Origin of the sequence: Alloprevotella sp. OH1205_COT-284 (genome assembly GCF_003859795.1) — a bacterium.
Taxonomy (GTDB): Bacteria; Bacteroidota; Bacteroidia; order Bacteroidales; family Bacteroidaceae; genus Alloprevotella.
The window spans coordinates 29,429-41,644 of sequence record NZ_RQYI01000012.1; the positions used below are offsets into that span (position 1 = coordinate 29,429).

The 12,216-nt window shown below is 52.1% G+C and carries 11 protein-coding genes; 4 read left to right on the forward strand and 7 right to left on the reverse strand.

The features are described 5' to 3' along the window. Positions 1 to 3: 3 nt before the first annotated feature. A complete protein-coding gene (locus EII14_RS04570) occupies positions 4 to 1,596 on the forward strand; it encodes a cadherin (RefSeq protein WP_124931383.1) in 1,593 nt (530 codons plus the stop codon). A 312-nt stretch (positions 1,597 to 1,908) separates the two neighbouring features. Continuing rightward, positions 1,909 to 2,946, forward strand: coding sequence for an aspartate--ammonia ligase (asnA, locus tag EII14_RS04575; protein WP_124931384.1), 1,038 nt, complete (start codon positions 1,909 to 1,911; stop codon positions 2,944 to 2,946). A gap of 373 nt (positions 2,947 to 3,319) precedes the next feature. Here the strand turns inward: asnA and mtgA are convergent, their stop codons facing one another. From mtgA to EII14_RS04610, 7 genes are all read right to left on the reverse strand, one after another. Continuing rightward, a complete protein-coding gene (gene mtgA, locus EII14_RS04580; RefSeq protein WP_124931385.1) occupies positions 3,320 to 4,024 on the reverse strand; it encodes a monofunctional biosynthetic peptidoglycan transglycosylase in 705 nt (234 codons plus the stop codon). A gap of 179 nt (positions 4,025 to 4,203) precedes the next feature. Further along, entirely contained in the window at positions 4,204 to 4,596 is a 393-nt protein-coding gene (locus tag EII14_RS04585) for a DUF3127 domain-containing protein (RefSeq protein ID WP_124931386.1), read from the reverse strand. Positions 4,597 to 4,754: 158 nt separating this feature from the next. Next, the gene (locus tag EII14_RS04590; RefSeq protein ID WP_124931387.1) at positions 4,755 to 6,017 is read right to left on the reverse strand and encodes a carbohydrate-binding domain-containing protein; all 1,263 of its coding nucleotides are present in this window, start codon (positions 6,015 to 6,017) and stop codon (positions 4,755 to 4,757) included. Next, positions 6,014 to 6,427, reverse strand: coding sequence for a T9SS type A sorting domain-containing protein (locus EII14_RS04595; RefSeq protein ID WP_124931388.1), 414 nt, complete (start codon positions 6,425 to 6,427; stop codon positions 6,014 to 6,016). The genes EII14_RS04590 and EII14_RS04595 overlap by 4 nt, the downstream gene beginning before the upstream one ends. Positions 6,428 to 6,439: 12 nt before the next feature. Further along, a complete protein-coding gene (locus EII14_RS04600; protein WP_124931389.1) occupies positions 6,440 to 7,267 on the reverse strand; it encodes a DUF2490 domain-containing protein in 828 nt (275 codons plus the stop codon). A gap of 13 nt (positions 7,268 to 7,280) precedes the next feature. Continuing rightward, on the reverse strand, positions 7,281 to 7,934 hold the full coding sequence (locus EII14_RS04605) for a DUF4956 domain-containing protein (protein ID WP_124931390.1): 654 nt from the start codon (positions 7,932 to 7,934) through the stop codon (positions 7,281 to 7,283). 37 nt (positions 7,935 to 7,971) lie between these two features. Further along, positions 7,972 to 8,745 (reverse strand): polyphosphate polymerase domain-containing protein, encoded by a 774-nt coding sequence (locus EII14_RS04610; RefSeq protein WP_233569369.1) that lies wholly within the window; start codon positions 8,743 to 8,745, stop codon positions 7,972 to 7,974. A gap of 1,128 nt (positions 8,746 to 9,873) precedes the next feature. Here EII14_RS04610 and EII14_RS04615 point away from each other — a divergent pair. Further along, positions 9,874 to 11,436 (forward strand): bifunctional response regulator/alkaline phosphatase family protein, encoded by a 1,563-nt coding sequence (locus tag EII14_RS04615; RefSeq protein WP_124931391.1) that lies wholly within the window; start codon positions 9,874 to 9,876, stop codon positions 11,434 to 11,436. A gap of 75 nt (positions 11,437 to 11,511) precedes the next feature. Then, complete coding sequence (gene cmk / locus EII14_RS04620; protein WP_124931392.1) at positions 11,512 to 12,204, forward strand: (d)CMP kinase; 693 nt, start codon at positions 11,512 to 11,514, stop codon at positions 12,202 to 12,204. The last annotated feature ends 12 nt before the right edge of the window (positions 12,205 to 12,216 follow it).

A 12,216-nucleotide genomic window follows, 5' to 3' on the forward strand; every position in this document is an offset into this window, starting at 1 on the left:
CTTATGAAAAAGTTTTTACTTTCAGCTTGCACGCTTTTTGTCGTGACGGCTTCCGTAGCCCAACTGCCCGGCACACAAACTTGGCAGCAAAAACTCACGCCTGCCACCGAAGCCAAAGCCATTTATCGTTTTGCTCCCGTGGCTGTCGGAACCGACGGCAGCGTGATCTCCACCGGCACGTTCGATCAGCCCATCACCATTGGTGCCACTCAACTTGAAAACGTCGCCACAAGTGCCTATTTGGCCAAATTCAATCCTGCCGGACAGGCCGTTTGGGCGGTGGCTTTGGCCGGAGCGGCCACCATCACTTCCGTAGACGTGGATACCGAAGGCAATGTCTTTGCGGCCGGAACTTTTGCCGAAAGCGTTGTTGTGGGTTCTGTCGACGGCAAAACACAAAACATCACCGGCATGCCCGACGTGACGACGGAGGTTGCGGCCTTTATGGTCAAATATGATGCCGCCGGCAATTTGAAGGCTGTGCGCACCTTTGTGCCCAAAGCCAAAACGGATATAGAAGGATATTTCTACGAAGCAGGCGGTGTATTTTTCCGCCCCGGCAAAATTCAAGCCGCCAATGGTCGGGTTTATCTTTCGGCCTACTTCACCGGCGACACGAAGATCGACAACGTGAACTGGACGGGACACTACAACGGCATTCCCGGTGTTTATTATGTGGAAATGTCTTCTGCCGGCATTTTGTCGTTCAATGCCGCCGATCTCACCGACGGCAAAGAGGTGGCTTTGTTGCAGAGCAAGGAGATGCTGGAAGAAAACGGCATTCCCGTAGAAGATGTGAATTTTGCGGTAGACGGCGAAACCGTGTACGCTTCTTTTGTGAGTAGCGGCCTGCAAATGCTGACCACTCCCTCTTCCGTCACCGAGCTGCCTTTGACCGATAAAGACGGAAAGAAAGAACATCCTTTCATTTTGGCAGCCATCAATGCCGACACGAAAGTAAAGGTGTTTACGACCGAAGCCCACGACAAACTCTTCACGGCCGATCGTGTGAAAAACATGTCTGTCATTGGCGATAAACTCTACTTGGCCGGAACTTTCTATAACAAACTCGGTTTCAATACCGAAATTGTTTCCCAAGGCGGTTCCGACATCTTCGTGGCTTGTCTTTCCAAAGGAGATTTCTCTGTGAACTGGGCGAAAGCGAGTGGCGAAAACGAAGGCGACATGAACAAGAAGCAAGAAGTCATGACCGGCATGCTGGTTCAAAAAGACAAGGTTTTCGTGACCGGTTATGTTGAAGACAAAGGCAATCGCAACATCGACGCCAACCTCTCTTTCAACTTCTCGGCCGACGGAGTAGCGGCGGCCGGCGACAATGGTTTTGTGGCCTCTTCCGACGCCAACAGCGCCGTCTATGCCGTCATGTCGATCAACGATAAGGAAACGACACTTTCCGCTTATAAATTAGAAAACGAAACCTCCGTTGCCTCCATCAATGCACTTTCCGATGAAAACGGAACGATTTACGGCCTCGACGGAAAAATCGTTGCCACCGACGGCAACATCTCCGCTTTGCCCAAGGGAGTCTACATCGTGAAAACTTCAAGCACTGCACGCAAGTTCATTGTTCGCTAAGTGACTGGTTTTTGAGAAAGGCGGCTCTTGCCGGGCATCATCTCGCAAGTGTTCAGACTTTCCTGTTGAAAGCCTGCGTCGAAATCCCGATGATCTCGACGCAGGCTTTTTGGTGTCGAAATCATCGTAAAAAAACGAGAAAACACCGGAAATCCGCTTTTTTTGAACGAAAGCAAGAAAAAATAAGATAAAGAATTGGTACATCTTTACCTTATGATGTAATTTTGCATCCAAAATAAGGCAAATCGAAAGAAAACCAACTTCAAATTGGTCGATTCGTCAAATCACCCCAATCCCAATCTTTCTCCACCCATGAGTTATCTCATCAAGCCTGAGGGCTACACACCTTTGCTCAATCTTGCCGAAACGGAACAAGGCATCAAAGTCATCAAAGAGTTTTTCTCCGACAATCTCTCGACCGGTCTTCGTTTGCGCCGTGTCACGGCTCCTTTGTTTGTGCTTCGCGGTTTGGGCATCAACGACGATCTCAGCGGAACGGAGCGCGCCGTCAATTTTCCGATCAAAGATCTGAAAGACGCTCGCGCCGAGGTTGTCCACTCCTTGGCCAAATGGAAACGCCTCACACTGGCCGAATACGACATTCCCGAAGGCTATGGCATCTACACCGACATGAACGCCATACGTGCCGATGAGGAGTTGGGCAACATCCACTCCCTCTATGTGGATCAATGGGATTGGGAGCGCGTCATTGCCCCCGAACATCGCAATGTCGAGTTTTTGAAGCAGGTGGTCGAATGTATTTATGCCGCCATGCAGCGCACGGAATATCTCGTTTGTGAGCGTTTCCCGCAACTGCGTCCCCAGCTCCCCGAACACATCACCTTTATTCATGCCGAAGAGCTTCGTCGTCGTTACCCCCAACTCTCGTCCAAGGAGCGGGAAGACGCCATTTCTCGCGAATGGGGAGCGGTCTTTGTCATCGGCATCGGTTGTCCGCTCGACGATGGAGAACCCCACGACTTGCGTGCGCCCGACTACGATGATTACTCCACGCCCTCTTCTCTCGGATTTCCCGGTCTGAACGGTGATCTCCTCGTGTGGAATGAACTGTTGGGACGCAGTTTTGAACTCTCCTCCATGGGTATCAGAGTTGACAAAGAGGCTTTGATACGGCAGCTTCGCGAAAGCGGAAAGGAAGATCGTGCCCAACTCTATTTTCATCGCCGTTTGCTCGACGAAACACTTCCTCTCAGCGTCGGCGGAGGCATCGGGCAAAGCCGCTTGTGTATGTATTATCTCCAAAAGGCACACATCGGCGAAATTCAAGCCTCGATCTGGCCGGAAGACATGCGCCGCGAATGTAAGGCCGCCGGCATTCCCCTCATCTGATGCAAAAAGCCTGTCGCCGGTCAGACGACGAATGAGCATATACCCATAGGCTTTTTCTCGCAAATCGAAACACAACGTAGCCCACACCGAAAATAAATGGTGTGGGCTACGTTGTGTTTAAGCGTTTGGCGTCAATTCCCCGAATGCGTTTGCCGATCCGTTTTTGGGGAGAACGAGAAGAAACGATGTCGGCCGGCGCGCAAGCGGTCGAGATTGTGAAAACGGAAGGCCGGGTAGGAAAGTCGGCATAACGAGTAGAATTTTCTGCATAACGAGTAGAAAATTCTGCGAGCCATATAGGAAATTTTAGCTCCAATGCCGTTTTTTCTGCGAGCCGTGTAATTTCAACCGCAACCCTTCGGTTTTTTCCCGATCAGGGTCGCCCCTTGCTTTTGTCCGATCGGGGACGCAGCAGCGGCACGTGGCGCATCTGTCGTTGAATCCATTTTTGCCGCCTTCTCATATAAGGCGTGGGGCGTGCACTGTCGTATTTTCGCGGATTGGGCAGCGTCGCCGCAATCAAGGCACATTCGGCGCGTGTCAGTTGTGACGCGCTGCAAGCAAAGTTTCTTTGTGCCACGGCTTCCGCACCATAGAGCCCGTCGCCCATTTCTATGCTGTTGAGATACACCTCCATGATGCGCTCCTTTGACCAAAACGTTTCGATCAGAAACGTGAAATAGACCTCAAAACCTTTTCTTGTCCATGAGGAAGCCGGCCAAAGAAAAACGTTTTTGGCCGTTTGTTGCGAAATCGTGCTGCCTCCGCGTTGGCGTTTTCCCGTTTGCCGTTCCTGCAATGCCTGCCCTATGGCTTCTGTGTCGAAACCGTTGTGGTACATAAATTTCTGGTCTTCCGAAGCGATCACCGCCACGGGGAGATATTTCGACATCTCTTCCAGCTTCACCCAGCGGTGTCGCAGTCGTGGTGCTTCGCCCGAAGCGATTTGCTCTATGCAGCGGATGCCCATCAGCGGAGTGAACGAAACGGGATACCACTTGTAGTACAATGTTGCCCCCACGGTGGATACAAAAAACAGCAAAACAATCCAACGCAGGAAACGATATATCTTTTTCATGCTTCAATCAAAAACATTCCGCCGCTTCGAGGGCGGATTTCGTCGCGTCGCGAAAAGACGGAAAAACTTCCTCTCCGCATGCTCGCATTTTTCGGATGCAAATCAAAAAGCGGCATCGTTCCCCGAAGAGTTGCGATGCCGCTTTCCGTGTGTGTAGGCACAGACGATGCGCGCTTTTGTCAGAAGGGCAGATCGTCGGCTCCGCCTTCTTCGGGTGCCGGTGCCGGAGCGGTGGGATAGGTCGGTGTGCCGGCAACGGGAGCCGGTGCGACAGGAGCACCATAAGCCGATGCACCGGCAGGAGTGCGTTCCACTTTCCAAGCACGAACAGAGTTGAACCAGCGTCCGTTGTATTCGCGAGCGTCAATGTCGAAGCTCACGGTCATCTCCTCGCCCACCTGAATATTGAATTCGCGCAAACGATCTTCGCCAAACACATCAAACACACAGCGACGGGGATATTGTTCGTGAGTTTCAATAACAAACGATTGAGATTTCCATTCGTTGCCGGTGCGGGTGGATGTGCCGCTGCGGAGTTCGAGAGCATGCGTGATTTTTCCTGTAATTTCCATTTGATAGTCAATTTGAGTTTGAGAGCAAAAGTACGCCTTTTTTTTCAAAATCGGGCAAAAGGTTTCGCAAAATTCGATTTCGGAAACGAAAAACCCCACCTTTGGGCATGACACAAGGTGAGGATTTCCTTAAAAAAGAGGTTCTTGGGCAAACCGCGTCATCCAGCTTCGACGTTTCCGGTGATCGTACCCGATTTATACTTGTATGTGCCGCCGACCCTGATGTCTTTGGATTTTTTGCCCGATGAGGTGACTTTTACCGTTCCGCCGTCGAGCGTGAAGTCGTGGTCGGCTTTGATGCCGCGTGTTTTGGATTCGTCGATCTCTCCGGGGTGAAACACATCGCCTTTGGCCGAAACGGTCACCATGGTGGGCGTCGGCGTTTTTTGACTGATAAGCAGATTGCCGTCGCAGCTGATGCCTTTCACACCCAGTCCGCTGACATCGATCGTGATGTTGCCTGCGGCAATGGTGGCGTGGCTTTTGGTTTTGATGCCTTTCACGTCGTCGGCATTGATGCGGATGTTGAGGGTTCCGCCGTTCATCAGCAACTCGCCGTTGTTTTTGTCGATCATATTGACGGTGCCGTCGTTGTTGAGTGTTTTGCTGATGTCGATGCCATCGCCGCCCACGCCCGAAACATTGATCGTGCCGCCATCCATTTGCAAGTATTGGTCGATGTTCAAGGCATCGGCCACGGCGGCGGTGACGTTGATCGTACCAAATCCGGTGCGAATCCACGTATATTCGTTTGATGAATAGGCGTGTCGGGCGTTGCCGACAATGTTGAGCGTTCCGCCACCCTTAAACTCGGTGTGTCCTTTCACGAAAAGCGCGCTTTTGCGCTTGTTGGTTTTTGCGTCGGCAATGTGGCTCACGGTGCCGACGGGCACGACGATGTCAATGCGTTTTCCGTTGTTGATGTGGAGTGCGGGAATGGTGTCTGTCCCCGTGAGGTGGAGGTTGTTGAGTTCGACGACACATTTGTAGCTGCCGTTAAGCACGACGTTGCCCTTGGCTTTTCCCGTCAGTCGATAGGTCACTTCCGAGTTCAGAGTCGGAGCAGCTGTGATTTCCACCGATGTCGGTGTGCAGCGAATGGTCAGATGAGGGGCGAGCGCGCCGTCGGCGACAATGGCCGTTTCGCCCGATGCGAGGGCGGCTACGTCGATCTGCACGACGCCCGGTTGGTAGGCACTCTTGTCGATGACCACTTCTTGAATGTCGGCCGTGTTAAACGTGGTTTGGCCTATGGTCATCGTAGTTGAGGTTGCCGTCGAGGCGAAATCAAGGGGCATTTCCAAGAGGTCGGTCGCGGCATATTTCCAAAGGGTTTGCTTCTGTTTCACGCCGAGGCTTTGAGCCGAGGCCATGGCAAAGATGCCCGTAAAGAGCAGGAGAGTATGGAGTCGGCGTATCATGGAGCGATGATCTTTTTTATGGTTTTGTCCGAACTTTTGAAAATATAAATTCCTTCGGGGAGTTGCGGCTCGTTGCCTTTGCTTTGTGTGAAGGTGGCGGCGAGTCGTCCGTCGAGGGTGTAGACGCTGACAAGGCTTCCTTCGGCGAAGCCATCGTTTGAGCGAATGTCATTGATGACGGTGGGCGTGGCCGAGAGCCACATACGGCTCATTTCTGTCAGCGGCCTTACGAAAGTCTTGCTGCCGGCAACGACTTTGATTTGTCCGTTGTCGAAAGTGATGCGAATCCCCTCCGACAAGGAAAGGCTGCTCTCTGTTCCGTCGGTGGTGCGGAGGGTGAGGTAGTCTGCCTTTTGTGCGGCAACGGAGAGGGAGAGCAAGGTTGCGGCAATGAGGAGGTAGCGTTTCATGCGGGAGAAAGTTTAGAATTTGAATTTGTAGCCGATGTCGAGCACATGGAGGTGTCCCTTGACGCCTTTGTCGATCGTGCCGGTTTGGTAGAGGTAGCCCATGGAGAGCACGTGTTTCTTGGTGATTTTCCAATCGGTTCCGAGGGTGAAGCGGTGGCGGACGACAGACAGCTTTTCGGTCAGATTGTTGGTCATTTCATAGGTGAAATAGGGGTCGAGCGGCAGTCCCTTGATGTCATATTCCACGCCGATGCGCGAACGGAGGTAGTGGCGGTTGCGCGAGCGTTTGTTTTCCACCTCTTCGGTGCGTTTGGTGAAGTCCGTGCCGTTGTAGGTATATACGGCTCCCGTATGCCCGGGGTTGTTGGCAAGAGGTGAGCGATATTTGCTTTCTACGGCCGTCGTGGAGAGGTTGTGTGTGTATTGATAGCGTTCGCGCAGCGAAATGCTCCAACGTTTTGAAAATTTGTGTTTGAGTGTGGCGTCGAAATAGCTGCGCAGTTTGTTGCGCCAGAAGGGTGCGTCTACGTTGTAGCCGTTGATCTGTCCGGCGTTGTTGTATTTCGGGGTGGCTTCTTCGGCGTTGTAGTCGCGAATGAAGATTTGTCCGCCACTGAGTTTGAGCCACGGTGTGGCCTTGTAGCTCAGTCCGATCGAGGCGTCCCAGCGCGAGGGTTGCGAGAAGTTGTCTTCGAGGCGGTGTCCGAGTGCTCCCTCCACGCTGAAACGGGCGGAGAGATTTTTTTCTGCCGCGGCTTCAAACCATGCTCCGCCTTCGTGGTGGGCGGCAATGGGGAGTGTGGCGGCGGCAAAGAGGAGAGATAAGAGCGGTCGTTTCATGAAATGGTTGCAATTAGGGTTGAGGTATTTTGAATTCGCGATCGACGGATTTGATGTGTCCGTTGCTGTCGTTGTAGAATACTTTGAGCATCGTCACGTCTTGCAGGAAATCGACGGCACCGACTTCGACGTCGCTGATTTCGATGCCGAGGCGTTGGGTGAGGTCGGCGATGAGATCTTCTTTGCGATCGGGGCGAATGAGTTCGATGTTGTCGTAGCGCACGTATTTGCAGCCCTGCGTCGAGGGCAACATTTTCTCGCTGATGGCGATGCTGAGCAGGAATACGCCGTTCACGGTCAGCACCGTGCTCCATGCTTCGAGTGCCGGAGCCGACGAGGTGAGTGCACTCTCCCCGAGTTTTCCGTTGAGCACGCTGAGGGCAACGAGCAGAAACAGATAGGTCATTTCGCGAATGGGCACACTTTCCGTGCGATAGCGAATGATGCCGAAGATGGCAAACAGACCGAGTGCCGCTCCCATGCCGATGTCGGCCGAGACGTTGCCCAGCAGCAAATAGATGAGCATGAAGATGCTCACGCTCAGGAGGAGATATGTGAAGTAGTAGTCGCGACGACGACTCTTGGGGTAGTAAAAGAAATGAACGATGCACCAAACCACGGTGGTGTTGAGAAAGAGGGAAAGGAGTAGGTTTAAGGTGGGTGACATACCGATAAAAGTCTTTTTTAAGGTGTTGAATGTGAGATTATTGTCCTTGTTGTATGCGTTTGTGTATGCGTTGCAGGTTTTTCTTGTAGCGATTGACGCGCAGCCCCGAACCGGTCATGACCGTCCCGACGCAATATTTTGAAAACCCTCCGGGGTGGATGCGCAGTTTTCTGAGCAGCGGCAGAATGGGCGATGCCGCTCGTCCGTCGCGTTTGAGTTCGATGACCACGGCGTCGTCAAAAGAGGTTTCGGCGCCGGTTTGCAGGTCGCGAAAACGTATGTCGAAGTCAATGGTGAGCCGTTCCGTCTTTTCAAAATTGACGAGGGTGATTCTTCTGAACCGATTGGCCACGGTCGGTTGCAAATCGGCAAAGGTCTTGCCCGTGTTGAGTTGCAAAAAGTCCTCTCCGACGCCGTCGTTGAGCACGTCTTCGAGCGAGGGCACCTGCATTCTCACCTTGTGGGTCTTATTGCGATTGTCTTTGCGTTTGATTTCCAAAAACGTTTCGCCGTCGTTGGTGTAAGATCGCACACGGACTTTCATTCTCGGCCGCGATCCGCATTGATGAATGCGAAACATGAAGCGGTCGCGGCTGTCGAAATAGGTCGTGGCGTATGGACTGAGCATTTCGCCTCTCACCTTTTGCACAAAATAATGTCCTTGCGCCATGGCGAGCAGTTCCAGCAGTTTGTTCATGTGGGTCACAAACTTGGTGTCTGTCCGCTTCATCAGGCGTATGGACTTCATTTCTTTCAGCGTGATGGTGGGCATTTGCTCTACAAGTTCACGAAGAGAGAGCGATTGTGTCATCGTTAGATTGATTTGCCCACAAAAATAACACATTATTCTTGTTCACGGAAATTTAATCGTAACTTATTGTCGAAACCTCCCACTGCTTGCTCATACACATTGATTGCCGACTGAAAAAGGCATAGACGAACTCCACGGAGGCTTGTTGGAACGGTGGCCGAAAGTGTTTCTTTTTCGTTGGAGTGCGGCAAGGGTGTCGCCCTTTCGTCGCGCCGTTCTTCCGCCTTCGCTGTTGCCGCCGTTCCGTTTTCGATGAAACCGCCCTTTTTCGACGTTTTCTTACCTTATTTTTTATTTTTTGCCGTTTTGCCTTCACCGAAACGTTCAACATCCTGAAATACAGCGAAATGTGTGCGAAGGCAAGTGAAGGCAAGACTTCTGAGAGGATTTGTAAGCGATTGAAAAACAGGGATGATACGGTGAAGGCAAAACCTTCTTTTGCTTTCACCTCCTTTCACTGCTTGCGGAGCAAAAACGCACATTTTCGAGATTTGCGGAAGAAGAAAATACAATGAAATAATTGATTTTCAGCAAACTGCAATCCGTCTTTGCATTTTGCCTTCGCTTTTTCCGTGCTTTGCCTTCACTTGCCTTCGCACACATTTCGCTGTTTTTCAGCTTGTTGCTTGTTTTTGCGGAGGCAGTGAAAGCAAAATTAAAACAAGTGACGCGCGCGTGCGCGAGAATGAGGAGGCGAAACGGATCACCGGCGGCCGAAGCTACATCGCCTCCCATGCGGAAACGACCGGCTCTGAGGTAAAGATTTTTATCTCCAATGTAGAATGTTCGGCACGGCCGTTCCGCAAAAAAAATATCGGCAAATCTTGCGAGAAGTGAGGAATGGGAAAAGGCCGGTCTTCTTCCGGTTTTGAGGGTGTCGCCCTCACGGCCGGAGGCTGCGTCGGGTGGAAAACGGGAACCGCGATTGGGAGCACGCCGCTCTTGAATTGCCGACGGCGGATTGCAACGAGGTGCTAAAATATATTTTCCGCTTTTGTGCTTCGCGAAAAAAACGCTACCTTTGTCCATCTTTCCAATGACGAAAACCGCTGCCGATGAAAAAACTTCTCATGTTCTTGTCGAGAGGATTTTGCGGCGTTTTTGTGTCTATCTTCAAAATCATGCTTTATGAGCGCAAGACTCCTTTGGGTCGATGACGAAATCGACCTCCTCAAACCCCATTGCATCTTTCTCGAAAAGCGAGGCTATCATGTCACCACCGTTTCCAACGGCCGCGATGCGATAGACCTCTGTCGGACGGCGGTGTTCGATCTGATGCTGCTCGACGAGAACATGCCCGGTCTGTCGGGGCTCGAAACGCTCAATGCCATTAAAGAAATACAGCCGACGCTGCCGGTGGTGATGGTGACGAAAAACGAGGCGGAAGACCTGATGGATCAAGCCATCGGCGCAAAAATTGCCGACTATTTGCTCAAACCCGTCAATCCGATGCAAATTCTTCTCACCTTGAAGAAGAACATCCATTCGCGCATCATCGTGCAGGAACAAACCGAAACGAACTACCGGCAGGAGTTTGCGCAGCTCTCCCGACAAATCGACGAGGCAAAAGATGCCGCGGCGTGGAAAGAGCTCTACAAGCGGTTGGTGCGCTGGGAGTTGCAGCTCGAAGAGAGTGCCGACGCCCCGATGAACGACATGCTTCGCCTTCAAAAAGAGGAGGCCGATGCGGCTTTTGCCAAATGGGTGAAGCGCGACTATGAGAGCTGGCTGCATGCGCCGGAAGATCCGGAGTGTCCCTTGCTTTCGCCCGATGTGATGAGGCGCGTGGTGTTTCCGCGATTGGGAAAGGGGCGGCGCGTGGTGTTTCTCGTGCTCGACAATTTTCGCTATGACCAATGGCGCGTGCTTTCGCAGGAGCTGGCCGAGGAGTTCGACATCGAGGAGGATCTGTATTATGCCATTTTGCCCACTTCCACGCAATATGCCCGAAATGCCATTTTTTCGGGATTGATGCCGCTGCAAATCAAAGAGCAATATCCCGATCTGTGGGTGGAAGAAGATGAAGACGAGGGGAAAAACCTCAACGAAGAAGCCCTCATTGCCAAACAAATGCAGCGACATCGGCGAAAAGAAACGGTGTCGTATCACAAACTCAACGATTCGGCCGCGGTCGAAAAGCTGTTGAACAATTTTTCGGCCTTGAAGCATCATGACTTGAACGTCTTGGTCATCAACTTCATCGACATCCTTTCGCACGCACGCACCGAAAGCAAAATGGTGCGCGAATTGGCTTCCAACGAGGCGGCCTATCGTGCCATAACGCTGTCGTGGTTTCGCAACACGGCCATGAGGGAGCTGTTTCGGAAATTGGCCGAAGACGACGCCCAAATCATCATGACCACCGACCACGGATCCATACGCGTCGATACCCCTTGCAAGGTGGTGGGCGATCGAAATGTCAATACCAATTTGCGCTACAAACTGGGCAAAAACCTGAGCTATCCCCCGAAAGAGGTTTTCGAGGTGAAAACGCCCAAACGCTTCTTGCTGCCGGCACCCAACCTCTCGACGACCTATATCTTTGCCACCGGGGCACGCTTTTTTGCCTATCCCAACAACTATAACTACTACGTACAATATTATCGCGACACGTTTCAGCACGGCGGCATATCGATGGAGGAAATGATCGTCCCCATCGTGTGTCTGCGTTCCAAACAAAATCTCGACTGAGGGCGAATGCAGAGAAAGAATAGCCCTATCGACACAGCGAGAGCAAACTTGTCGTTTGACACAAAACGCTCTATCATGAAAAAAATCGTCATCGCCATCGACGGCCACAGTTCCTGCGGCAAAAGCACGATGGCCAAACAGCTCGCTCGCGAGGTGGGCTATATCTATGTGGACAGCGGTGCCATGTATCGCGCAGTCACCCTCTTTGCACTGCGTGCCGGTTTGTTTGAACCCGACGGCACAATTCGGCACGCCGAACTGCGGGCACGCATGCCGGAAGTGAAAGTGTCTTTTCGACTTGACGAGGCGAGCGGACTTCCTCGCACGATGCTCAACGGAGAAGACGTGGAAGAGGCCATTCGCACGATCGAAGTGAGCAACTGCGTCAGTCCCATAGCCACCCTCGACTTTGTTCGCGAGGCCATGACTTCGCTGCAACAAGAGATGGGCAAGAGCAAAGGTATCGTGATGGACGGTCGCGACATCGGAACGGCCGTTTTCCCCAATGCCGAACTGAAAATTTTTGTCACCGCTTCGGCCGAAGTGAGAGCGCGTCGTCGTTACGATGAACTGCAAGCCAAAGGAATGCCGGCTACTTTTGAGGAAATCTTGCACAATGTGCAAGAAAGGGATTATATCGACTCGCATCGCGAAATCAATCCGCTGCGACAAGCTCCCGACGCCCTCGTGCTCGACAATTCTACACTCACAATCGAAGAACAAAATGAGTGGTTGCACTACCAATTCAAACAAGCCGTGGGCGAATAGAAACGGCGCAAG